At 66.7% G+C, this 22,679-nt stretch carries 22 protein-coding genes and 1 tRNA gene; 15 read left to right on the forward strand and 8 right to left on the reverse strand.

The annotated features are described in order from the left end of the window. Positions 1–334, forward strand: a 334-nt coding sequence (locus AZG88_RS37275; RefSeq protein WP_197488006.1) for an MFS transporter, incomplete at its 5' end; no start/stop codon positions are given. On the opposite strand, the gene AZG88_RS37280 is transcribed toward AZG88_RS37275, so the two are convergent. From AZG88_RS37280 to AZG88_RS37290, 3 genes are all read right to left on the reverse strand, one after another. Then, entirely contained in the window at positions 331–912 is a 582-nt protein-coding gene (locus tag AZG88_RS37280) for a hypothetical protein (protein ID WP_005248267.1), read from the reverse strand. The two genes, AZG88_RS37275 and AZG88_RS37280, sit on opposite strands and share 4 nt — an antisense overlap. Before the next feature lie 77 nt (positions 913–989). Continuing rightward, positions 990–1,841, reverse strand: a complete 852-nt coding sequence (locus AZG88_RS37285) for an alpha/beta fold hydrolase (RefSeq protein ID WP_061700564.1) — start codon at positions 1,839–1,841, stop codon at positions 990–992. A gap of 26 nt (positions 1,842–1,867) precedes the next feature. Next, a complete protein-coding gene (locus AZG88_RS37290) occupies positions 1,868–2,575 on the reverse strand; it encodes a TetR family transcriptional regulator (RefSeq protein WP_082833567.1) in 708 nt (235 codons plus the stop codon). A 118-nt stretch (positions 2,576–2,693) separates the two neighbouring features. Here AZG88_RS37290 and AZG88_RS37295 point away from each other — a divergent pair, with 118 nt between their 5' ends. The 4 genes from AZG88_RS37295 to AZG88_RS37310 all read left to right on the forward strand — a co-directional run bounded on the left by AZG88_RS37295 (position 2,694) and on the right by AZG88_RS37310 (position 5,583). Further along, positions 2,694–3,803 (forward strand): ferredoxin reductase, encoded by a 1,110-nt coding sequence (locus tag AZG88_RS37295; protein ID WP_082833569.1) that lies wholly within the window; start codon positions 2,694–2,696, stop codon positions 3,801–3,803. Between the two features lie 34 nt (positions 3,804–3,837). Further along, on the forward strand, positions 3,838–5,010 hold the full coding sequence (locus AZG88_RS37300; protein ID WP_061045779.1) for a fatty acid desaturase family protein: 1,173 nt from the start codon (positions 3,838–3,840) through the stop codon (positions 5,008–5,010). A 12-nt stretch (positions 5,011–5,022) separates the two neighbouring features. Further along, on the forward strand, positions 5,023–5,232 hold the full coding sequence (locus AZG88_RS37305; RefSeq protein WP_005248259.1) for a hypothetical protein: 210 nt from the start codon (positions 5,023–5,025) through the stop codon (positions 5,230–5,232). A 138-nt stretch (positions 5,233–5,370) separates the two neighbouring features. Continuing rightward, positions 5,371–5,583: a hypothetical protein gene (locus AZG88_RS37310; protein ID WP_226955530.1), complete on the forward strand. Its 213-nt coding sequence runs from the start codon at positions 5,371–5,373 to the stop codon at positions 5,581–5,583. A gap of 60 nt (positions 5,584–5,643) precedes the next feature. Here AZG88_RS37310 and gdhA read toward each other — a convergent pair whose 3' ends face one another. Next, positions 5,644–6,987 (reverse strand): NADP-specific glutamate dehydrogenase, encoded by a 1,344-nt coding sequence (gdhA, locus tag AZG88_RS37315; protein WP_061045780.1) that lies wholly within the window; start codon positions 6,985–6,987, stop codon positions 5,644–5,646. Positions 6,988–7,087: 100 nt separating this feature from the next. Continuing rightward, positions 7,088–7,591, reverse strand: a complete 504-nt coding sequence (locus tag AZG88_RS37320) for a winged helix-turn-helix transcriptional regulator (protein ID WP_061700566.1) — start codon at positions 7,589–7,591, stop codon at positions 7,088–7,090. Between the two features lie 87 nt (positions 7,592–7,678). Between AZG88_RS37320 and AZG88_RS37325 the strand changes: the two genes are divergently transcribed. The 3 genes from AZG88_RS37325 (at position 7,679) to AZG88_RS37335 (ending at position 10,072) form a co-directional block, all read left to right on the forward strand. Then, positions 7,679–8,395, forward strand: coding sequence for an SDR family oxidoreductase (locus AZG88_RS37325; RefSeq protein WP_005248253.1), 717 nt, complete (start codon positions 7,679–7,681; stop codon positions 8,393–8,395). Then, positions 8,395–8,955: a PaaI family thioesterase gene (locus AZG88_RS37330; RefSeq protein WP_061045781.1), complete on the forward strand. Its 561-nt coding sequence runs from the start codon at positions 8,395–8,397 to the stop codon at positions 8,953–8,955. The genes AZG88_RS37325 and AZG88_RS37330 overlap by 1 nt, the downstream gene beginning before the upstream one ends. Positions 8,956–9,247: 292 nt before the next feature. Next, positions 9,248–10,072, forward strand: a complete 825-nt coding sequence (locus tag AZG88_RS37335; RefSeq protein ID WP_005248250.1) for an alpha/beta fold hydrolase — start codon at positions 9,248–9,250, stop codon at positions 10,070–10,072. A 122-nt stretch (positions 10,073–10,194) separates the two neighbouring features. Here the strand turns inward: AZG88_RS37335 and AZG88_RS37340 are convergent, their stop codons facing one another. The 3 genes from AZG88_RS37340 to AZG88_RS37350 all read right to left on the reverse strand — a co-directional run bounded on the left by AZG88_RS37340 (position 10,195) and on the right by AZG88_RS37350 (position 11,598). Further along, positions 10,195–10,686 carry an SRPBCC family protein gene (locus AZG88_RS37340; RefSeq protein ID WP_005248248.1) on the reverse strand — a complete coding sequence of 164 codons (492 nt, stop codon included), beginning with the start codon at positions 10,684–10,686 and terminating at the stop codon, positions 10,195–10,197. A 401-nt stretch (positions 10,687–11,087) separates the two neighbouring features. Continuing rightward, positions 11,088–11,163 (reverse strand) — tRNA-Arg (locus AZG88_RS37345). Between the two features lie 57 nt (positions 11,164–11,220). Continuing rightward, positions 11,221–11,598, reverse strand: a complete 378-nt coding sequence (locus tag AZG88_RS37350; RefSeq protein ID WP_005248247.1) for a DUF4345 domain-containing protein — start codon at positions 11,596–11,598, stop codon at positions 11,221–11,223. A gap of 102 nt (positions 11,599–11,700) precedes the next feature. On the opposite strand from AZG88_RS37350, the gene AZG88_RS37355 reads away from it, so the two are divergent. The 7 genes from AZG88_RS37355 to AZG88_RS37385 all read left to right on the forward strand — a co-directional run bounded on the left by AZG88_RS37355 (position 11,701) and on the right by AZG88_RS37385 (position 22,678). Beyond that, positions 11,701–13,731: a cytochrome c oxidase assembly protein gene (locus AZG88_RS37355; RefSeq protein ID WP_061700567.1), complete on the forward strand. Its 2,031-nt coding sequence runs from the start codon at positions 11,701–11,703 to the stop codon at positions 13,729–13,731. Positions 13,732–13,899: 168 nt separating this feature from the next. Then, on the forward strand, positions 13,900–14,328 hold the full coding sequence (locus tag AZG88_RS37360) for a single-stranded DNA-binding protein (RefSeq protein ID WP_061700568.1): 429 nt from the start codon (positions 13,900–13,902) through the stop codon (positions 14,326–14,328). Between the two features lie 133 nt (positions 14,329–14,461). After that, a complete protein-coding gene (gene ettA, locus AZG88_RS37365; protein WP_005248242.1) occupies positions 14,462–16,141 on the forward strand; it encodes an energy-dependent translational throttle protein EttA in 1,680 nt (559 codons plus the stop codon). Between the two features lies 1 nt (position 16,142). Then, positions 16,143–16,568 (forward strand): acyl-CoA thioesterase, encoded by a 426-nt coding sequence (locus AZG88_RS37370; protein WP_005248239.1) that lies wholly within the window; start codon positions 16,143–16,145, stop codon positions 16,566–16,568. 107 nt (positions 16,569–16,675) lie between these two features. Further along, positions 16,676–21,577, forward strand: coding sequence for an NAD-glutamate dehydrogenase (locus tag AZG88_RS37375; protein WP_061700569.1), 4,902 nt, complete (start codon positions 16,676–16,678; stop codon positions 21,575–21,577). After that, positions 21,574–21,999, forward strand: a complete 426-nt coding sequence (locus AZG88_RS37380; protein ID WP_005264316.1) for an acyl-CoA thioesterase — start codon at positions 21,574–21,576, stop codon at positions 21,997–21,999. Before AZG88_RS37375 ends, AZG88_RS37380 begins: the two co-directional genes overlap by 4 nt. Beyond that, a complete protein-coding gene (locus AZG88_RS37385) occupies positions 21,992–22,678 on the forward strand; it encodes a hypothetical protein (RefSeq protein ID WP_025432966.1) in 687 nt (228 codons plus the stop codon). Before AZG88_RS37380 ends, AZG88_RS37385 begins: the two co-directional genes overlap by 8 nt. Position 22,679: the final 1 nt, after the last annotated feature.

The following is a 22,679-nucleotide window of genomic DNA, read 5'->3' on the forward strand; positions in this document are numbered from 1 at the left end:
CCTGATCGCGATGATCATCGTCGGTGTCGTCCTGATGGCCGTCTCGGGACCGGCCATGTTCTGGATCTTCGGACTGCTGCTGTGTCTATTCGTCGGTCCCGCGCAGTCGTCCGCGCGCACGTTCCTGGCCCGGATCACACCGCCCGGCCGGGAGGGGCAGATGTTCGGCCTGTACGCGACCACCGGCCGCGCGGTGTCGTTCCTCTCGCCGACCCTCTTCGGATTGTTCGCCTGGTGGTTCGCGGCGGATCGGGCGGGGATCCTCGGCCTGGTGATCGTGCTCGCGATCGGGCTCGCCGCGCTGACGGTGGTGAAGGCCCCCGAACGCGACTAGCGCCTCGCGCGACGATCGTCGTCGATCCGGAGCTTCTCCGGGAACAGCCGCCGCTGCGTCAGCCAGCCCGCCGCGGCCACGACGATCCAGATCACCGTGGCGAAGAACTGCTGGGTGCCCTCGTTCGGATCCTCCAGGAAACCCAGTGGAGGGATGGCCAGCCCGAGTCCCGTCAACACCATGCTGGCGCCGCCGAGCGCCGTGAGCCACAACAACGCCCGCGCCCGGTACCGGTCGGCGATGAAACCACAGGCGACGGCGAGCGCGACGATCACGATCCCGCTGAGGAGCCAATTCGCGTCGTCGGGTTGCAGGACACGACTGAGCTTGGCCCCGATGACGGCGCCGGTGATGATCCCGAGAAAGAATGCGGCGAACTTGAAGATCAGGGTGGTGGCCACCCACGCCACGACCGCCCCGATCGCCGCGACCAGGAACGTCGTCTCGAGTGACAGCGACAGCAGATCCGCGAGGAGCCAGCCGAGGCCGAATCCCGAAGCGAGGACGGCGACGTGGAGTGAACCGACACCGGCGAAGCACAGAACGGCGCCGACGAGAAGGATTGCGATGCCACTCATGGTGCCCTCCCTGGGTGCACGAGACGAGTAGTGTCATCAAACCAGAACGAACGCCCCGTCGAGGGGAACGGCGGATTTCAGTTCGGTGCGGTTCCGGTACGCGTGAGGATCGCCTCCGCGAGGGCGTCGGGCCGCTGCTCCGGGATCCAGTGCGTGGCACCGTCCAGGACGACGAACTCGTAGGGCGCATCGACGAACTCGCCGCACCTTTCCGCTCCCGCACGCCCGAGCGCGATGTCGCCGGTGCTCCAGACGTAGGTCGTGGGAACGGTGACGGCGGGTGTCGCCTCGAAGTCGCTCGTCATGGCGCGGTACCAGTTCAGTGCGGCGGTCATCGCTCCCGGTTCGCTGAGCAGCGCGACGTGCCGGTCGACGAGTGCCGGCGGGACGACGTCACCGAACATGGCGCGCAGTGAGTGCGCGTTCTCGTCGAGGAGGACCCGCTCGGCCTTCCCCTCCATTCTCAGGAGCCGGATGTAGGAGGAGCGTTCCTTCTGATCGGCGTCTTCGCGCAGCGCCCAGCCGAATGCGCCGGGATGTGGCACCGACACGGTGGTGAGCGAGGTGATCCGGTCGGGGTACCTGGCCGCGACGACCCAGGCCACGGCGGCGCCCCAGTCGTGGCCGACGAGATGCGCCGTGTCGAGGTCGAGTGCGTCGAGGAGTCCGATCACGTCCGCGACGAGGTGGTCGATCCGGTAGGAGTCGACTCCGTCGGGTCGCGCACCGGGCGAGTATCCGCGCTGGTTCGGGGCGTACGTCCGCAGACCGGACTCGTTCAGCAGGGCGCTGACGGGTTCCCAAACCGCGGCGCTCTCCGGAAACCCGTGCAGCAGAACGACGGGGACGCCGTCGGCCGGACCGCTGGTCGTGACGTCGAATGTCAGGTCGCCGAGGGTGATGTGCGCGTGTTCCGAGGTTGACAGCATGCCCCCACCGTACGGCGAGAGCGCGACTACTTTCCGGGATTCCACCCGCTCATGCCGAGCATGATCAGGCGCAGTTGCCGTTCGGCGCGCGCAACCACCTCGGCCTCGCTTCGGCTTCCGGGACGATCGGCCTCGAGCAGATCGACGACGACGGCGAACATGGTGGACACGATCAGGTCGGCCGCCATCTCCAGGTCGTCGTGGTCCCAGGACTGCAGACCCTCGATGCGGGACAGATCCACCGTGAGTTCGCTGACGAACAGTTTCATCTCGGTAGCAATCGCCCGGCGAATTTCGGGGACGCCGCCGTAGCGTTCACGGCTGAGGAACCGGAACTGCGCCTCGTGGCTGCGGACCTGCCGGACGAGGATGTCGAGGGATGCGCCTGCGCTCTTGGTGCTCGGGGTGCGCCGGGCGTCGCGCAGCATCTGCCGCAGAATTCGCATGCCCTCCTCGACGAGCACCACGCCGAGCTCCTCGATGGACGCGAAGTGGCGGTAGAACGCGGTGGGCACGATTCCCGCGGTGCGGGCGATCTCGCGCAGGCTCACGCCGGCGAAACTCCGATCTGCCATGAGTTCGAGCGTGCCGTCGAGAAGGGCCTTCCTCGTGCGCTCCTTGCGGGCTGCCCTGCTCTCCGGTTCGGCGCCGGTCGACTGACTCACGGCAGTGAGTGTATTCGTGACAGTGCCGACACCGGTCATCTCCGGGTGCTCGTACTCGTCATCCGGCATGCGTATCCGATCCCTGCCTCGAGTGTGCGTGCGGTCACATTCCGATTGACAACTTCCTGTCCCTCTCTGTCACACTATTGTCAGTGTACAACCGTGCACTCAAATGGAGGAGGCTGACGTGTCAGTTGCCCACACCAGTCGTCCGGCGGAGGGACGCAGGTTCTCGCTGCTGTCGTTGTTCGAGGCGATGGCCACTCCGCACCAGCTCGACCGCTACCTCGAACTCGTCACTCCCATGGTCACCGTGCGCGACCTGCGCGCCGAAGTGGTCGAGGTCCGGCGGTCCACCGCCGACACCGTCACCCTCACGCTGCGCCCCACCCGTCAGTGGCGCGGATTCCGTGCGGGGCAGTTCGTGCAGGTGGGCGTCGTGATCGACGGGATTCGGCACACCCGGTGCTACTCACCGGCCAATGCACAGGCGTCCACCGACGGACTCGTCGAGCTGACGATCAAGGCGCATCCCGAGGGGCTGGTCTCGCAGTACCTGCACGCCCACGCGAGCCCCGGTCTCGTGCTCGACCTGTCTCAGGCGGCGGGAGAATTCACCCTTCCGTCTCCTCGCCCTCGCCGGGTCCTGCTGGTGAGCGGAGGCAGCGGAATCACCCCGGTTCTGTCGATGCTGCGCACCCTCGTCGACGAGCAGCACTTCGGAAGCATTACTTTTCTGCACTACGCGTACACCGAAGACGACGTCGCGTACCTCGACGAGTTGCGCGCACTCGCGGACGCGAACGCCAACGTCTCGCTCGTGCTGGCATACACCGATCAGGAGACCGGCGGCCATCTCCACGGGTTCTTCGGCCAGGAGCACCTCGACGCGGTGGCGCCCTGGTACGCGGACGCCGAAACCTTCCTGTGCGGCCCGCCCGGACTGATGCGTGGCGTTCGGGAGGTGTACCGCGAACTCGGCATCGAGGACCGTCTGCACACCGAGGAATTCGCTCCCGCCGCAGCCCCGGCGGAGGGTGAGGCCGGTGGTGAGGTGTCCTTCACCGCCAGCGGTGTCACCGCGGACAATTCCGGAGCGACGCTGCTCGAACAGGCGGAGGCCGCCGGGCTCCATCCCGAGTACGGATGCCGGATGGGCATCTGCTTCTCCTGCACCACGGTGAAGAAGTCGGGGTGCACCAAGAACGTCCGCACCGGCGACACCGACACCGATCCGGACAAGGCGATCCAGCTGTGCGTCTCGGTTCCGGTGGGCGACGTCGCCCTCGACATCTGATTTTCACTCGACATTTCAACGTTTGGAGACCGACATGTTTGGACTCTCGCTCTCGTTCCTCCCGTTCGTCGACGGCTCCGACGGTTCCCGTAACGACGCCCCGGTGGTGCTCAGTCACGACCAGGTCGAAGAGATCGGCCGGGAACTGGACGCCCTCCGCGACCGGACGGTTGCGGACCTCGGCGCCGAGGACCGCGAATACATCTACAAGATCATCAAGGCGCAGAGGGGATTCGAGGTCGCCGGCCGCGGGCTGATGTACCTCGGCTTCTTCCCGCCGGCCTGGATCGCCGGGGTCGGGGCTCTCGGTGTGTCGAAGATTCTCGACAACATGGAGATCGGCCACAACGTCATGCACGGCCAGTACGACTGGATGCGGGAACCGGGCCTGAACTCGCGTGTGTTCGAGTGGGACACCGTCTGCCCGGCTGATCAGTGGAAGCATTCCCACAACTACATGCACCACACGTACACCAACATCCTCGGCCGGGACCGGGACATCGGCTACGGCATCTTGCGGATCGACGAGGCGCAGAAGTGGAACCCCTACTACCTGGGGAACCCGGTCTACGCCTTCTTCCTGATGATGCTGTTCGAATGGGGCGTCATGATGCACGACCTGGAAGCGGAGAACGTGATCCAGGGCAAGCGGAAGTGGCGCGACGTCAAGCCGCTGCTGAAGGGCTGGTGGCGCAAGGCCGGTCGGCAGGTGCTCAAGGACTACGTGATCTTCCCCGCGCTCACCGGGCCGCTGTTCGTCCCCACACTGCTCGGCAACGTGACCGCCAACCTGATTCGCAACGTGTGGGCGTACTCCATCATCTTCTGCGGCCATTTCCCCACCGGCGTGCAGAGTTTCACCGAGGACGAGACCGCGGAGGAAACCCGCGGCGAGTGGTACGTCCGGCAGATGCTCGGCAGCGCGAATATCGAGGGGAGCCCGCTGTTCCACATCATGTCGGGCAACCTGTCGCACCAGATCGAGCACCACCTGTTCCCGGACCTGCCCGCCCACCGGTACCCGGAGATGGCACCCGCCGTGAAGGCACTGTGCGAGAAGCACGGGCTGCCCTACAACACCGGTGGCTTCTTCAAGCAGATCGGCTCCGTGTGGGGGAAGATCTTCACGTTCGCACTGCCGCCCGGTCTCGTCTCGTCCGACACCCCTCCCGGTGTTATCGTCGAGCGGCAGAAGACTGCAGCCTGAGAGGCGAAACACATGGTGGGGAAGTTCGAGCGGCGCAAGGACACCGTGCAGGAACTGACGGAGTCCGCGGCCACGCACGTGGGCCACATCGCGACGATCATCGCGGGCGCCGTCCGGGATGTCACCCGGGAGATCGGTGACTGGGTGTCCGACGGCATCGAGATGCGCGAGGCCGCGAAGAAGGCCCGCGAAGACGAGGGCGAGGACAAGCCGGTCGACTGAGTAAGTCGACCGGGCGTATCGCCCAGGGTAGAGATCCGGCCGCCGAGGGTGTGTTCATTGCACCCTCGGCGGCCTTTCTGCGGACAGGGCGCCCGGCCGATGCTGGGTGCAGCACGAAAACCGCCCCGAAAGGAACCCATGTCCCCCATTACAATCTCCACCACCGCGCGTATCGCGCTCGCCGGCTTTGCAGCCCTTGCCATTTCGCTGACCGGTGCCGCCGGCATGGCGTCGGCCAAGCCGATCTGTGAGACCGGCTGTTCCCAGCCGCTGCCCACCAAGAACCCCCGGCCCGACGTCAAGCAGATGTGCTGGGTCGAATGGGGGCAGACGCAGTGTCAGGTGAGCTGACACGTTCGCGCCGTCGAACGGTGGGGCGCGGCCGGCGACGGCCGCGCCCTTCTCGTTCTGCTAGATGACGCCGAGCGAGATCATGGCGTCGGCCACCTTCACGAAACCGGCGATGTTCGCGCCGTGCACATAGTCGCCCGGCATGCCGTACTCGGCGGCCGTGGCCACGGTCCGCTCGTGGATGCCGCGCATGATTCCGGCCAACCGCTCGTCCGTGTATTCGAAGCCCCACGAGTCACGGGATGCGTTCTGCTGCATCTCGAGTGCCGACGTGGCGACGCCGCCCGCGTTGGCCGCCTTGCCCGGGGCGAACGCCACCGAGGCATCACGGAACACCTGGACGCCCTGCGGGGTCGTGGGCATGTTCGCGCCCTCGGCCACCGCCTGCACGCCGTTCGCGACCAGCGTCTTGGCGGCCGCTTCGTCGAGTTCGTTCTGGGTGGCGCAGGGGAGCGCGACGTCGCAGGGCACGTCCCAGATGGAGCCGTTCGGCACGAACCGAGCGTGCGGAACCGTGTCCGCGTACTCGCTGATCCGTCCGCGCCGCACCTCCTTGATCTCCTTCAGGAGCTCGAGGTCGATGCCCTTCTCGTCGACGAGGTATCCGGAGGAATCGGAGCTCGCAATTGCGATTCCGCCGAGCTGGTGCACCTTCTCGATCGCATAGATCGCGACGTTTCCGGAGCCCGAGACGACGACGGTCTTTCCGCCCAGTGAGCTGTTCGCCGCCTTCAGCATCTCGGCGACGAAGTAGGCGACGCCGTACCCCGTCGCCTCGCGACGCACCTGCGAACCGCCCCAGGTGAGGCCCTTACCGGTGAGGACCCCCGACTCGTAGGAGTTGGTGAGGCGCTTGTACTGGCCGAACAGGTAGCCGATCTCGCGCCCGCCGACGCCGATGTCACCTGCCGGGACGTCGGTGTACTCGCCGATGTGGCGATGCAGCTCGGTCATGAACGACTGGCAGAACCTCATGATCTCGGCCTCCGAGCGACCCTTGGGGTCGAAATCGGAACCACCCTTGCCGCCGCCGATCGGGAGTCCGGTGAGGGCGTTCTTGAAGATCTGCTCGAAGCCGAGGAACTTGACGATTCCCAGGTTCACGCTCGGGTGGAACCGCAGGCCGCCCTTGTAGGGGCCGAGGACGCTGTTGTACTGCACTCGGAAACCGCGGTTGACGTGCACGTTGCCGGAGTCGTCGACCCACGGCACCCGGAAGATGATCTGACGCTCGGGCTCGCACAGTCGCTCGATCAATCCGGAGTCGGCGTAGTGCGGGTGGTGGTCGAGCACGACCTGGAGCGACTCGAAGACCTCGGCGGCTGCCTGGTGGAACTCGGGTTCTCCGGCGTTCCGCAGGCGGACCTGCTCGTAGATCTCTGCTACCTGGTCGCGCGTTGACACAGACCCACCTGCCTGACGTGTGAGGAATTCGTTACCTGACGTTTACTTTGGAAACTATAGACCTGGCGTCAGACGTCCTGTATCGCGCCGTGCGGAGAGGTCAGGACTCCCGCAGTGGTGTGCGGGAATGCATTGCGACAGAGGTGTTCTCGACGGCCTCGCCGCAGTGCGCGCAGCAGTGTTCCAGCTCCAGTGAGTGCCCGCATTCGTGCACGAGCACCGACGGCGCCTCGTCGACGGCCCACTTGCTGCCCCATTGGAACAGCGAGAGCAGTAGCGGTCGCAGGTCCTCGCCCGCGGGGGTGAGGTGGTACTCGAAACGGGGAGGGTGCTCGGAGTACTGGCGGCGTTCGATGACGCCGACCTCCTCGAGTTTGCGTAGTCGCGCGGTGAGGATGTCGCGCGAGACGCCGATGTACCCGGCAATCCGGTCGAAGCGGTGCACCCCGTAACTCAGTTCGCGGATCACCAGCATGGACCAGCGGTCGCCGATCAGTTCCATGGTGGCGGCGATCGCGCAGGGTCTCGGCGCCAGTGGCATGCGGTCCATGACGATCTCGGGTGTCGCTCGCTCGGTGTCGGCGGTGTTCATGCACTCCATCATAGAGGGTTGTGTTTTCCAACTAATAGGGATTACTGTCGTGAAGGTAGTTAGTTGGAAAAGCAGACTTACTCTCTCGAAGGGGTCGTCATGACCACGATTCAAGATCGAACGGTGCTGGTCACCGGAGCGGGCCGCGGGCTCGGCCGTGCCTTCGTCGCCGAGGCACTCGCGCGGGGAGCGCGAACGGTCTACGCGTCGGCGCGTGACGCGTCGACGATCGAAGAGCATCCGCGGGTCGTGCCCGTCGAGCTGGATGTCACGAACCCCGAATCGGTCTACGCCGCCGCGGAGTACGTCGGGGACCTCGGCGTGCTGATCAACAACGCCGGCATCCTCATCGGCGAGTCGCCGCTCACGGGTGATCTCGACGGAATGCGCCGGGAACTCGAAACCAACCTCTACGGCCCGCTCAACGTCACTCGCGCCCTCGCACCGATCATCGCCGCCAATGGGGGCGGCGCGATCCTCAACGTGCACTCCGTCCTGTCCTGGCTGGCCATCGGTGGCTCGTACAGCGTCTCGAAAGCCGCCCTGTGGAGTGCCACCAACGCGATGCGTGCCGAACTCGCAGCGCAGAACATCCAGGTGGTCGGACTGCACCTCGGGTACATGGACACCGATATGACGAGCGGTCTGGACGTGCCGAAGATCTCCGCGGCCGAGGTCGCGCGACTGGCCTTCGACGGCATCGAGTCCGGCGCTCACGAAGTCCTCGCCGACGACACCTCCCGCACCGTCAAGGCGGCACTGTCGGGTGACCTCGACGTGCTCTACCCGCAACCGGCGCGGCAGGGGGCGGCATAGTGAGCGAGTCCGGAAACGGTGCAGTGGCGACTGTCGAGGGCGCGGCGGACGCGGAGTGGGGAGAGGTGCGGTCTAGGACCGTCGAGTGGCGCGACCCGGCAGGCCCGGCGCGGAAAGCGCGAGAACTCGACGGCCTCGGCTACCTGCGGGCGATCCTCGGCGGCGACATTCCCGCGCCCCCGATCGCGAGCCTGATGAACCTGCGGTTCCTCGAGGCCGAACCCGGAAGGGTCGTCTTCGCGCTGGACCCCGACGAGTCGCAGTACAACCCGATCGGCGCCATCCACGGTGGCGCCGTGTGCACCCTGCTCGATTCGGTCGCCGGCTGCGCCGTGCACACCACGTTGCCCGCGGGGTGGGGCTACACGTCGGTCGAGATCAAGGTCAACTACATCCGCGGGGCGACCCGGGACTCGGGGGCCCTCACGGCCACCGGAGTCGTGAAGAAGTCGGGTCGCCGCATCGCGTTCGCGGAAGGTGAGGTCACCGACTCGCAGGGCCGACTCGTCGCCACCGCCACCAGCACTCTGCTGGTGTTCGAGGTTCCACCGGAGAGCTGACGCCGGATGCGCGAGTAAAGGCAGCTGAACGCGGGAACCCGCCACTCGCGGAGGATCGTGGCGGGTCCCGGTGCACCGTTGCCCCGTCGGGTTGGGGCGATGCGCGAACAAGACTAATTGGTCGGTTTGTTACGCGCGAGTACGCAACCCCCGGTACGGACGAGGGGCGCAATACCTATCGGACGGTCGTACAGGACGTCGCCGGTCGAAGCCACCCTGTGGCGTACCGAAGTTTGATGTACTGAATTCGTCCTCATCAGCGTCATCCCAGAGCGGTCAAGGAAGGCAACCCATGGGCACGATCACTACCCAGGATGGCACGGAGATCTTCTACAAGGACTGGGGAACCGGTCAACCCATCGTGTTCAGCCACGGCTGGCCGCTGTCGGCCGACGACTGGGACACCCAGATGCTGTTCTTCCTCCAGCACGGCTATCGCGTCATCGCCCACGATCGGCGCGGTCACGGGCGCTCCACCCAGACCGGTGACGGCCACGACATGGACCACTACGCCGACGACCTCGCGGAGCTGACCGCGCATCTCGACCTCCAGAACGCCATCCATGTCGGCCATTCGACGGGCGGCGGCGAGGTGGTGCACTATCTCGCGCGGCACGGGGAGAGCCGGGTGTCGAAGGCCGCACTGATCAGCGCGGTGCCGCCGCTGATGGTGAAAACGGAGGCGAACCCGGGCGGCCTTCCCAAGGATGTGTTCGACGACTTGCAGGCCCAGCTCGCCGCCAATCGCTCGAAGTTCTATCGCGACCTGCCGTCGGGGCCGTTCTACGGATTCAACCGACCGGGCGTGGAATCGTCCGAGGCGATCATCGAGAACTGGTGGCGCCAAGGGATGATGGGTGGGGCCAAGGCTCACTACGACGGCATCGTCGCCTTCTCGCAGACCGACTTCACCGAGGATCTGAAGAAGATCACGGTGCCGGTGCTGGTGATGCACAGCGAAGACGACCAGATCGTTCCGTACGCCGACGCCGGACCACTGTCCGCGAAGCTTCTCGTGAACGGGACGTTGAAGACGTACCAGGACTTCCCTCACGGCATGCCCACCACGCAAGCGGAGACGATCAACGCCGACCTGCTGGCGTTCCTGAAGGGCTGACGACGGACCCCCGATTCCTGTTCGTCCAGGTGATCCCCGCCCCGAGCACGTTCCCGACAGGGGTCGGCCCGCCGTCACGTCGGCTTCTCCCCACTCTTCGGGAGACGAGCGCTGATCGTAGATCAGTCCTTCGCTTCGCGGACATCCTTTCCCTGCTCGGCGAACGCCTTGAAGTCCTGCATGTGCTGTTGCGACTGCTTGCGGAAGGCGCCGGGCATCAGGAGCCCCACCAGCCGCATCAGCAAGCCGCTGAACCGGTATTCGCTCTCGCTCACCCAGAGCGTCAACTCCGGACCCGCTTCGGTCAGCCGGTCGCGCACGGCGCTCCACATGCCCTCGCCGACGATCTCGCGGTCGAAGTGAACGACGCTCCCTTTCGGGATCCCGCGCAGGTCTGCCGGTTCCCGACGCGTGATGGTCTCGGTGCACTCGATCTTCTGCTTCCCCATCTGCATCACGACCCGCGATGTGGTACCGACCTGCCCGTGCGCCCCACTCAGCGGCTCGTGCAGCACCAGACCCCGCAGCCACTTCGGCAGGTGTGCCGAGTCGGCGAGCAGCTGTACCACTCTCTCCCGAGGCAGGGCGATCTCGATCGAGACGGTGTACTTCATCGCGGAGCGCTCCTGGTTCCCGAGTAAAGAGGCCTACGCTAGCAGCCTCGCGTCATATTCTGAGGTCACGGCATGTTCAACGATCCCCCGGTCCGCGTGGTCACGGCGGGGCCTCGAGCACGTCATATTTCCGTCCTCGGCGGGCACGTACCGAGACCCCGACAACTTCGGCGGGCAGTGGAGACGCACGCGGCGTCCTTGGCTTCGACTGGGTCGGAACGCACAGCTTCCGCCGGACCGTGGCCACCCGGCTCGACGACGCGGGGCTCTCGGCGCGGATCGGAGCCACGCGATCGCGGCCGACGCGCTTGCCGGATCCTGCGCAAACTGTGGGATAAAAGTGTGATCCGCGAATATTCGGGAATCTGGGAGCCGAAGTAAATCGTCTCTACCTCGAGTTTTGGTGCCCCCGGCAGGATTCGAACCTGCGACCAAGAGATTAGAAGGCTCTTGCTCTATCCCCTGAGCTACGGAGGCGCGCAGCAAATATTACCTGCCGCCTCGAGCGCTCCGACCGGGGCTGTGGTGTCCGCGTCACGAGCCCAGGCCGGCCGCGGAGAGCAGGAGTCCCGCGAGAACGAGCTCGACCACGAAGTAGAACCACACGGGGTAGAAGCGGGTCGGCCGGTCGGCGACGGCCGACACGACCCGGCCGAATGCCATCCCCAGCAGGGCGACGGCCACGGTCACCGAGGCGACGGATCGGATGCCGTACGCGTCGAAAGCCGCGAAGAACAGCAGGGCTGCCACCGCGACACCGAAGCCGCCGTAGACCGCGCGCACCTCGGAGCGGGAGGTCGCCGAATCCGCGGACAGACCGAACGGGGCGACCAGCCGGGCAGGCACGGCGAGCCCGTACACACCCATGCCCGCGAAGAACAGCGCCACAGCGATGATCAGAAACTCAGCCATCTCAGCCTCTCGTTCCCTCGGGACAGTCCCCGTCGACGGTAGCCGGAACGGCGACCGACCCTCGCGTCTCCGACGGCCTGTCGTAGGTCCTACCCTTGATGTATGGCTACACCCCAGCTCGCGGCGTCCGACCCGGCATCGAAACCCCCTAATCGCGCCGATTCGACCGCCCTGTTCGTCGTCGGCGGACTCATCGCCGGTCTGGTTGCGGCAATCGTCGTCGGACTTTCCGCTGCTCAGGCGCTCGTGCTGCTGGGAATTCCGGATCCCGGACCGATCACCACCTACGGGCTGCCCGCGATGCGGGCCGTGTCGGAGATCGCTGCGGTCATCACCATCGGGTCGTTGCTGCTCGCGGCGTTCTTCGTACCGCCGCAGAAATCGGGTGTCCTGGACGTGGACGGCTACCGCGCGGTCCGGACCGCGTCGTACGCCGCGATCGTGTGGGCCGCGACCGCCCTCGTCCTCGTCCCGTTGACATTGTCGGACACGTCCGGGCAACCCTTCGCCGAGGCGGTCAAACCGGCCAACATCTTCAATTCGATCGATCAGGTCGAACTCGCCGGCGCCTGGCGCTGGACCGCGATCATCGCGATCGTCCTCGCGATCGCATCCCGGCTCGTCCTGCGGTGGTGGTGGACGCCGATCCTTCTGGTCGTCGGCATCCTCGGACTGATGCCGCTCGCGTTGACGGGTCACTCGTCGTCGGGCGGTTCACACGACATGGCGACGAACAGTCTGATCCTGCACCTCGTCGCGGCCTCGCTGTGGGCCGGCGGCCTGTTCGCTCTCCTCGCCCATGCGCGCCGGCGCGGCGCCTACACCGACGTGGCGGCGCGCCGGTTCTCCGCGGTCGCGACGGTCTGCTTCGTCGTCATGGCGGTCAGCGGTGTGGTGAATGCGCTCGTCCGCGTCCAGATCGGTGACCTCGTCGACACCACGTACGGACGCCTGGTGGTCGCGAAGAGCGTGGCGCTCGTCATCCTGGGCGTCTTCGGTTGGGCGCAGCGTCGACGGGCGTTGCCCGCACTGCAGAAGGACCCGGCCAGCCGTGGCAACCTGATCCGTTTCGCCGGCGCCGAGGCCATGGTCTTCGCCGCCACGATCGGTCTCGCCGTCGGGCTCGGCCGCACACCGCCGCCCCCGCCGACCGCGGCGCCCACCCTCACGGAGGTGGAACTCGGCTACAACCTCGCGGGGCCGCCGACGTTCGCCCGGCTGATGCTGGACTGGCGATTCGACCTCCTCTACGGCACCGCCGCGATCGTGCTGGCCGTCGTCTACGCGCTCGGCTTGCGCAAACTTCGGCGTCGCGGCGACAGCTGGCCGGTCGGCCGGACCGTCGCGTGGATGTGCGGATGCGTGGTGCTCCTGGTCGCGACGTCCTCGGGCGTCGGCCGCTACTCACCGGCCGTGTTCAGCGTGCACATGGGCGCGCACATGGCGCTGTCGATGCTGGCCCCGGTCCTGCTGGTGCTCGGCGCACCGATCACGCTGGCCCTGCGCGCTCTCGATCCGGCGGGCAAGAACGGTGTGCCGGGCCTGCGTGAGTGGATCCTGACCGCGCTGCACAGCCCGTTCTCCCGGTTCATCACCCATCCCGTCGTCGCCGCCGTGCTGTTCGTCGGCGGGTTCTACGCCCTGTACCTCGGCGGGATCTTCGAGGCCGCCGTGGACTCGCACTCCGCGCACGTCCTGATGAACCTGCACTTCCTGCTGAGCGGCTACCTCTTCTACTGGGTCGCGATCGGCATCGATCCGTCGCCGCGCAAACTCCAGCCGGTGACGAAGCTCGCGATGGTGTTCGGCTCGCTACCGTTCCACGCTTTCTTCGGTGTGGCGTTGATGAGCATGGGCGCCGTGATGGGCGAGTGGTACTACCGGTCGCTCGGACTGGGCTGGAACGCCGACCTGGTGGGCGACCAGCAACTGGGTGGCAGCATCGCGTGGGCGACCGGTGAGATCCCGCTGGTGCTGGTGATGATGGCCCTGCTCATTCAGTGGTCCCGGAGCGACGGCCGCACGGCGCGGCGGGTCGACCGGGCCGCCGACCGCGACGACGACGCCGACCTGGCAGCGCACAACGCGATGTTCGCGGAACTGGCGCGACGGGACCGAGAAGCCGGGCACTGACCGCTAGCACGTGGATCCGACACGGTCGGAGCTTCAGCCGCCGTTTCGGCTGTTTCATCCACACCCGCACCGTTTCTCCACAGATTTCGGATGCCCCCCGACAACGGCGGTGGCGGACGGCACGCTGTGAGTGAAGGCACCTTGCCGCACTCACAGGGGGTAGAGCGAATGTACGAAACACACGGCACCGTGGTCGGAACGGTCATCACCGGCCCGGTCACCCGGTCGAATGCGGCCGGTGACGAGTTCCTCAGTTTCCGGATGGCGAGCACGGTCCGGCGCCGCGATCACGCGACGGGCGAGTGGCGCGACGGGAGCACGCTCTACCTCACGGTGACCTGCAGGCGCCGACTGATGGCCGGTGTCGTCCAGTCGATCGCGAAGGGGGATCCGGTCATCGTGACCGGCGAGTTGCGCACCACGGAGTACACGACGCGGGACGGCATAGCCCGCTCCGACCTGGAGCTGAGTGCGACCGCGATCGGACCGGATCTCGCCCGGTGCACGGTCGTCCTCGAGCGCGCGCCCAGAACCGGGGACGGGGGTGCGGCGACCCAGGCGACGGAACAGGTCGCCACTCGGTCCCTCGTCGCGTAGCGCACCAGCGGGTATCGGCGCCCACCCCGCATCCGCGGCGCCGGTGCCCGCGGCTTCTTCCGGCGAAGCCCCCGATCACGTCCCCGACCCTCCGCGATGTGGGTTCATCGCACTTCACCATTAGGCTGGCCCCATGGCTGAGTTCATTTACACGATGAAGAAGGTGCGCAAGGCGCACGGTGACAAGGTCATCCTCGATGACGTCACGATGAGCTTCTACCCCGGCGCCAAGATCGGTGTGGTCGGCCCGAACGGCGCGGGTAAGTCCAGCATCCTCAAGATCATGGCGGGGCTGGATCAGCCGGGCAACGGTGAAGCGTTCATCGCTCCGGGTGCCACCGTCGGGATCCTCATGCAGGAACCGCACTTGGACGAGACCAAGACCGTTCGCGAGAACGTCGAAGAGGGCCTCGGTGAAACCATGGTCCAGCTCAAGCGGTACAACGAGATCGCCGAGCTGATGGCCACCGACTACTCCGACGAGCTGATGGAGGAGATGGGCGAGCTCCAGGAGAAGCTCGACCATGCCGACGCGTGGGAGATCGATTCCCAGCTCGAGCAGGCGATGGACGCTCTGCGCTGTCCGCCGCCGGAGGAGATGGTCACTCACCTCTCCGGTGGTGAGAAGCGTCGCGTCGCCCTCTGCAAGCTCCTGCTCAGCAAGCCCGACCTGCTGCTGCTCGACGAGCCGACCAACCACCTCGACGCCGAAAGCGTCCTGTGGCTGGAGCAGCACCTGGCCGCCTACCCGGGTGCGATCCTGGCCGTCACCCACGACAGGTACTTCCTCGACCACGTCGCCCAGTGGATCTGTGAGGTCGACCGCGGTCGCCTGTACCCCTACGAGGGCAACTACTCCACCTACCTGGAGCAGAAGGCCGCCAGGCTCGAGGTCGCGGGCAAGAAGGACCAGAAGCTGCAGAAGCGCCTCAAGGAGGAACTGGCCTGGGTCCGCTCGGGAGCGAAGGCCCGTCAGGCCAAGAACAAGGCCCGCCTCGACCGCTACGAGGAAATGGCCAACGAAGCCGAGAAGACCCGCAAGCTGGACTTCGACGAGATCCAGATCCCGGCGCCGCCGCGTCTCGGCGACGTCGTGGTCGAGGTTTCGAGCCTCGACAAGGGCTTCGACGGCCGGGTTCTGATCAAGGACCTGTCGTTCACCCTGCCGCGTAACGGCATCGTCGGCGTGATCGGCCCCAACGGTGTCGGTAAGACGACGCTGTTCAAGACCATCGTCGGGCTCGAGGAGCCGGACGCCGGTGAGGTGAAGATCGGTCAGACCGTCAAGCTCAGCTACGTCGACCAGAACCGCACGGGCATCAACCCCGACAAGACGGTGTGGGAGGTCGTGTCCGACGGTCTCGATCACATCGTGGTCGGCCAGACGGAGATGCCGTCGCGCGCGTACATCAGCTCGTTCGGGTTCAAGGGCCACGATCAGCAGAAGCCGGCGGGCGTTCTCTCCGGTGGTGAGCGCAACCGCCTGAACCTCGCGATGACGCTCAAGCAGGGCGGAAACCTGATCCTGCTCGACGAACCGACCAACGACCTCGACGTCGAAACCCTCGGTTCGCTGGAGAACGCCCTCGAGCAGTTCCCCGGCTGCGCCGTCGTGATCTCCCACGACCGCTGGTTCCTCGACCGCACCTGCACGCACATCCTCGCGTGGGAGGGTGGCTTCGGCGACAACGAGGCCGCCTGGTACTGGTACGAGGGCAACTTCGAGGGCTACGAGGCCAACAAGGTCGAGCGGCTCGGACCCGACGCGGCACGTCCGCACCGGGTGACGCACCGCAAGCTCACGAGGGACTGACCTGGTGGAGCCGAAGGTCTTCACATACGAGATTCAGGTCCGGTGGGGTGACTCCGACCGGTTGGGGCACGTCAACAACACCCGCTTCGTCGAGTACATGCAGGAAGCACGTGTGCATTTCCTGTCCTCGGAGCTGGAGTCGGTGGGAGCCCGGGCGGGCGCCACGGTGGTGCGCAAGATGGACGTGGAATTCCTGCGTCCCGTCACCGACGCCTCCGGGCCGCTGACGATCGACGTGTCGGTACTCCATGTCGGCAACTCGTCGTACACGATCCGGCACGTCGTCACGAACCGCGACGGGGTCCGCTGCGCGACGGGCGACGCCCTGATGGTGGCGTTCGACGTGAAGACCGAACGCTCGCGTCCGCTGTCCGAGGCGGAGCGGAACGCGCTCGAGCAGTACCTCGCGCAGGTGACCACCGGCTGACGGATCCGGCACGCGGGTGCCCGAAGTTCACCCTCTGTTCCCATCGCCGCGGGCTAGTCTCGAGAGAGTTGCCCGCGGCGATCGGAACGAAGAGGAAGTGAGCCCCGATGACGGAATCGGCAGCACTGAAAGATGCGGAGTGGGCGCGGAATCTGCCCGAAGGTCTCCGGTCTCAGGTGCCGACTCTCGCAGCCGTGTATTTCCGTCACGTCGATCGCGGTGACAGCGAGAGCGCCGTCAACGGTGCCTCCGGGGCCGTGCTCGGCGCGCATCTGACAGTTGCCCTGCACCGTCCGCCGGAACGCGCGGTCACCCGGGTCTACCGTCCGGGCGATGGGCACGAACTCGGTGCGTCCCTGCAGATCGTGACGGACGACATGCCGCTGCTCGTCGAATCGATCACCGCGCTGCTGAATCGTCTGGGCATCGGGATCAGCGAATTCGTGCACCCGATCATCTCGGTCCGGCGCGATCCGATCGGCGCGCTGCGCGGAATCCTCATGGGAGACAAGGCCAAGGATGCCGACGAGGACGCCATCTCCGAGTCGTGGATCCACGTCCAACTCGATCCACGTGCCGACTCCGCGGTTCTCGACACACTCGAGAAGGAAGTCGGCACCGTCCTCGCCGACGTGCGCCAGGTGGTCCGGGACACCGACATCATGCGCAAGCTCGAGCGGACGCTCGCCGACGAACTCGAGATGTCCACACCCTGTCCCGGCGTGTCGAAAGACGACCTGGAGGACTGCGCCGATCTGCTGCGATGGATGTCGCAGGGCAATTACGCGGCGCTCGGCTACCGCCGCTTCGAACTGGGGGAGCCGGACAGCTCCGGCGCCCGCAGCCTGCAGGTGGTGCCGGGCAGCGGTCTCGGACTGCTGCGCTCCGACACGGTCACCGAAGGCCCGCTGAGTCTGCCGCCGGCCGCCGAGATCCCCGACCGTCCCCTGCTCGTGCTCACGCAGGGTTCGTTCCCCGCGACCGTGCACCGCTCGGTCTACCCGTTCTTCGTCGGCGTGAGCATCCTCGACGAGAACGGCAACATCACCGGTGAGCACCGCTTCCTCGGTGTTTTCACGGTCACGGCGCTGCACGAGAACGTCCTCGACATTCCCGTGATCGCCCGCCGGGTGCGCAAGGTGATCGATCGGGCCGGGTTCCAGTTGAATTCGTACTCGGGGCAGGCGATGCTGGAGGTCATCCAGTCGTTCCCGCGCACGGAGCTGTTCTCGAGCGACGCCGACACCCTCTTCGACACGGTGACCGCCGTGCACAGCATCGGGCTCCGGCGTCAGGTGCGTCTGTTCGTGCGCGAGGATTTCCTCGGACGATTCGTCTCCTGCCTGATCTACCTGCCCCGCGACCGGTACACCACCCGGGTCCGGCTCGCGATGCAGGACATCCTGCTTCGGGAATTCGGCGGCGGCACTTTGGAATACACCGCGCGCGTCACAGAGTCCGACCTGGCGTTGCTGCACGTGACGATCCGCAAGAGCGCCGAACAGATGGGGTCGCGGCTCGACCTCTCGGACGCCGACCGTGAGCGGGTCCAGGGCATGCTGGCCGAGGCGAGCCGCAGCTGGGACGACCATCTCGGTGACCTTCTCCCGGTGACCACCGGTGTGGATCCCGTTCTGGCGCAGCGTTATGCCGCCGTCCTGCCCGAAGGGTACAAGGAGGATTTCGACGCCACGCGCGCGTTGTCGGATCTCGCGAGGCTGGAGGCGCTCGAAGACGGTTCCATCGATCTGCTGCTCTACCGCGACCCCGGGGCGGAGGTCGGGCACTGGCGATTCACCCTGTATGTGGGCGGGGACGGCATTTCCCTGAGCCAGGTGCTTCCGGTGCTGCAGAGCCTGGGTGTGGAGGTGCTCGACGAACGGCCCTACCTGATTCCGCGGCCGGACGGGTTGACGTGCTGGATCTACGATTTCGGGCTGTCGGTCCCCGCGGAGCTGCTCCGCTCCTCGGTCGAGGACGACCTGGACGCCGAACTCGCCGCCGAGGAGGCGTCCGCCGCCGCACCGAAGCTTCAGGAGCGGTTCACGGACGCCTTCACCGCGGTCTGGTTCGGGCGGGCGGAGGCCGACCGGTTCAACGAGCTGATCCTGCGGGCGGGAGTGTCGTGGCGGCAGGCCGTGATCCTGCGGGCGTACGCAAAGTACCTGCGCCAGGCGGGGTTTCCCTACAGCCAGTTCCACATCGAGGGGGTGGCGCTGGCGAATCCCCGCTCCGCGTACACGCTCGTCGAGTTGTTCGAAGCGATGTTCGACCCGGAGACGCCCTCACCCGACCTCGTCGCCGAACTCGACACCCGTCTGCGGGAGTACATCGACGCCGTGGTCAGCCTCGACGCGGACCGCATCCTGCGCGGTCTGTTCGGGCTGATCAAGTCGACGCTGCGCACCAACTACTTCGTCGTCGGCCGCACCGGGGAGCCGCAGTCGTACCTGTCGATCAAACTCGATCCGACCTCGATCCAGGAACTGCCGAAGCCCCGCCCGAAGTACGAGATCTTCGTGTACTCGCCCGACGTCGAGGGTGTGCACCTGCGGTTCGGATCCGTCGCCCGCGGCGGGCTGCGCTGGTCGGACCGGCGCGAGGATTTCCGCACCGAGATCCTGGGGTTGGCGAAGGCTCAAGCCGTCAAGAACGCGGTGATCGTCCCGGTCGGCGCGAAGGGCGGCTTCGTCGTCAAGAATCCGCCGACGCCCTCGGGCGACGCGGCGGCCGACCGCGCGGCCGCACTGGAGGCAGGCCAGGACTGCTACCGCACATTCATCTGCGGGCTCCTGGACCTCACCGACAACGTCGATCAGGCGTCGGGGGAGATCGTGCCTCCGGCCCGGGTGGTGCGGCGCGACGGCGACGACCGGTATCTCGTCGTGGCCGCGGACAAGGGAACCGCGAAATTCTCCGACCTCGCCAATTCTGTTGCGGAACAGTACAAATTCTGGCTCGGCGACGCGTTCGCGTCCGGTGGGTCGGCCGGGTACGACCACAAGGGGATGGGCATCACCGCGCGCGGCGCCTGGGAGAGCGTGAAACGGCACTTCCGGGAGATGGGCGTCGACACCCAGACCCAGGACTTCTCTGCGGTCGGTGTCGGTGACATGAGCGGCGACGTGTTCGGAAACGGCATGCTCCTGAGCCGGCACATCCGGCTGGTGGCGGCGTTCGACCACCGGCACATCTTCCTCGACCCCGAGCCCGACGCCGCCAGGTCCTTCGCGGAGCGGTCCCGCATGTTCGCGCTGCCCCGGTCGTCGTGGGCCGATTACGACACCAGCATCATCAGCGAGGGCGGGGGAGTGTGGGACCGGACCCGCAAATCGGTCCCGATCAGTGCCGCTGCGCGCACCGCGCTCGGACTCGACGACGCCGTCACCGAACTCTCCCCGCCGGAACTGGTCCGGGCGATCCTGCGTGCCCCGGTCGACCTGCTGTGGAACGGTGGCATCGGCACGTACGTCAAGGCGTCCACCGAGACCAACGCGATGGTGGGCGACAAGAGCAACGACTCCGTGCGCGTCGACGGCAACGAAATGCGGGCGAAGGTGGTGGGCGAGGGCGGCAACCTCGGGGTGACCGCGCTCGGCCGGATCGAGTACAGCCAGAACGGTGGCCGGATCAACACCGACGCGATCGACAACTCCGCGGGCGTCGACTGCTCCGATCACGAGGTGAACATCAAAATCCTGCTGGACTCGCTGGTGAGCAGCGGCGGGTTGCCACGGGAGGAACGTAATCCTCTGCTGGCGTCGATGACCGACGAGGTCGCCCAACTCGTGCTCGCGAACAACATCGCGCAGAACGATCTCCTCGGTGTCTCCCGGACCAGCGCGGTTCCGATGCTGAGTGTGCACCGCCGCCAGATCGAGCACCTGGCGTCCCGTCGCGGACTCGACCGGAAACTCGAGGCCCTGCCCACCGACGAGGAGATCGCACGACGCAGGCAGGCGGGGCAGGGACTGACCTCTCCGGAACTCGCGACCCTCACTGCGCACGTGAAACTCACGCTCAAGGACGACCTCCTCGCGACCGACCTGCCCGACAGCGAGACGTTCGCGCCGCGGCTGCCGCGGTACTTCCCGACAGTGTTGCGCAAGCGGTTCCGCACCGCGATCAAGGCGCATCCTCTGCGCAGGCAGATCGTGGCGACGATGCTCGCGAACGAGACCATCGACAACGGCGGCATCACCTTCGCGTACCGATTGGCGGACGAGGCGGGTGCCAGCAGCACCGACGCCATCCGCGCCTACGCGGCGGTCACCGAGATCTTCGCCCTGCCCGAGCTGTGGTCGAGGATCCGGTCGGCGAACATCGCGGCGGACATCGAGGACGACCTGATTCTCGAGTCCGGCCGGGTTCTCGACCGCGCGTCCCGCTGGTTCCTGACCAACCGGCCTCAGCCCCTCGCGGTGGGCGCCGAGATCGCCCGGTACTCGGCCGACTTCCGCGCACTCTCGCCGAGAGTGCCGCAGCTCGTGCGGGGGCATCAGCTCGCCGACGTGGAGACGCGGGCGCGTCCGCTCGTCGTCCGCGGAGCGCCCGAGGACCTCGCGTTCGAGGTGTTCCGGCTTCTGGACAAGTTCTGCCTGCTCGACATCAGCGACATCGCCGACATCGCCGAACGCGACATCGACGAGGTCGCCGAGCTGTACTACGAACTCGACGCGCACCTCGGCATCGACTGGCTGCTGAGCGCCGTGTCCACTCTCGCGCGGGGTGACCGCTGGCATTCGCTGGCCCGCCTCGCGTTGCGCGACGACCTCTACAGTTCGCTGCGTCAGCTCACGATGGAAGTGCTCCTGGGTGGTGAACCTCACGAGACGCCGCAGGAGAAGATCGACGACTGGGAGTCGACGAACGCGTCCCGGCTGGCCAGGGCGAGGTCCGCTCTCACCGAAATTTTCGAGTCTGGGACCCTTGACCTCGCGACGCTCTCGGTGGCGGCGCGTCAGGTACGCAGCATGGTGCGAGGTATGGGCACCCGATCGGAGGTATGACGTTGAGCGAGGGCTTTCACGCGGAGGTCGAAGTTCGATGGTCGGACATGGACGTCTTCCAGCACATCAACCACGCACGGATGGTGACGTTGCTGGAGGAGGCGCGGATTCCCTGGCTGTTCGAGGACGACCGGCCCACTGTCACGTTGCGTGACGGCGCGGTCATCGCGGACCTCCATGTGCGCTACCGCGGGCAACTCCGGCACAGCGATTCACCGCTCGACGTCCTGATGTGGGTGGAGAAGGTGCGCGCGGTCGATTTCACGATCAACTACGAGGTCCGCCCGAAGGGCGTCGACGTCTCGGTCGCGCCGTCCATCATCGCCTCCACGCAGATCGCGGCGTTCGACATCGACACCCAGCGACTGCGCAGAATCACCGACGTCGAGCGTGCGTACCTGGAGAGCTGGCAGCGTGCATGAGCGCGTCCTGTCGATCCCGGACGCCACGGAGCGCGGTGATCTCGCCACGTTCCTCACGCGGGTGGTCCGGTTGGACGAGTCGACGGTGGTGCGTCTGCGTCAACGGGGACCCGGCCGCCTGACGATCTGGGCGGCAACCGGTTTCGACGCGCTGGCGGTGCGCACGGTCGCGGGGACCATCACCCCCGACGACACGTCGGCTGCCGGCGACCAACTGCTCGCCGCCCTCGAAGCGGCGACCGCAGCCGACATCGATCCCGGGTTTTCGATGGATTCGGCGTGGCGGGGCGCTCTGCCTCCGACGGAGGGCTTCGTCCACCTCGACGACGTCCCGGCGCGTGTCCTCGTCGACCTCGCGCAGCGCGGTGCGGCCCTGGCGCAGGAGCACGGCAGCGGCCACGGACCGCCCGCATCACTCCTCGACCAGGAAGTCCTGCAGGTGGAGGGCGCGGAGCACACCGTCGGCATCCCGATGCGGGTGGTGTTCGCTCTCACCGCGATGGGATTCGTTCCGCACGCGGGCTCGGATCGGCTGACCGCCGACATCGACCTCGAGCGCATCGACGCCGCCGAACTGGTCCGGGTGCGTGCCACCGCGTCGTGGCTGCGGGTGGACGCCCGGTTCGGGTCGATCTACCGGCACCGCGGTGGGGGGATTCCGTTGTCGGTCGCGCGGTAGC

It is taken from the genome of Rhodococcus sp. LB1, from assembly GCF_001583455.1.
GTDB lineage: Bacteria > Actinomycetota > Actinomycetes > Mycobacteriales > Mycobacteriaceae > Rhodococcus_F > Rhodococcus_F opacus.

Coding starts and splice junctions, on each gene's coding strand:
- AZG88_RS37375 (WP_061700569.1), top strand. CDS start 16,676: ATGACGGAATCGGCAGCACTGAAAGATGCGGAGTGGGCGCGGAATCTG.
- AZG88_RS37290 (WP_082833567.1), bottom strand. CDS start 2,575: ATGCCGGATGACGAGTACGAGCACCCGGAGATGACCGGTGTCGGCACT.
- ettA (WP_005248242.1), top strand. CDS start 14,462: ATGGCTGAGTTCATTTACACGATGAAGAAGGTGCGCAAGGCGCACGGT.
- AZG88_RS37380 (WP_005264316.1), top strand. CDS start 21,574: ATGACGTTGAGCGAGGGCTTTCACGCGGAGGTCGAAGTTCGATGGTCG.
- AZG88_RS37280 (WP_005248267.1), bottom strand. CDS start 912: ATGAGTGGCATCGCAATCCTTCTCGTCGGCGCCGTTCTGTGCTTCGCC.
- AZG88_RS37335 (WP_005248250.1), top strand. CDS start 9,248: ATGGGCACGATCACTACCCAGGATGGCACGGAGATCTTCTACAAGGAC.
- AZG88_RS37350 (WP_005248247.1), bottom strand. CDS start 11,598: ATGGCTGAGTTTCTGATCATCGCTGTGGCGCTGTTCTTCGCGGGCATG.
- AZG88_RS37325 (WP_005248253.1), top strand. CDS start 7,679: ATGACCACGATTCAAGATCGAACGGTGCTGGTCACCGGAGCGGGCCGC.
- AZG88_RS37320 (WP_061700566.1), bottom strand. CDS start 7,591: ATGATGGAGTGCATGAACACCGCCGACACCGAGCGAGCGACACCCGAG.
- AZG88_RS37355 (WP_061700567.1), top strand. CDS start 11,701: ATGGCTACACCCCAGCTCGCGGCGTCCGACCCGGCATCGAAACCCCCT.
- AZG88_RS37310 (WP_226955530.1), top strand. CDS start 5,371: ATGTCCCCCATTACAATCTCCACCACCGCGCGTATCGCGCTCGCCGGC.
- AZG88_RS37340 (WP_005248248.1), bottom strand. CDS start 10,686: ATGAAGTACACCGTCTCGATCGAGATCGCCCTGCCTCGGGAGAGAGTG.
- AZG88_RS37300 (WP_061045779.1), top strand. CDS start 3,838: ATGTTTGGACTCTCGCTCTCGTTCCTCCCGTTCGTCGACGGCTCCGAC.
- AZG88_RS37360 (WP_061700568.1), top strand. CDS start 13,900: ATGTACGAAACACACGGCACCGTGGTCGGAACGGTCATCACCGGCCCG.
- AZG88_RS37285 (WP_061700564.1), bottom strand. CDS start 1,841: ATGCTGTCAACCTCGGAACACGCGCACATCACCCTCGGCGACCTGACA.
- AZG88_RS37305 (WP_005248259.1), top strand. CDS start 5,023: ATGGTGGGGAAGTTCGAGCGGCGCAAGGACACCGTGCAGGAACTGACG.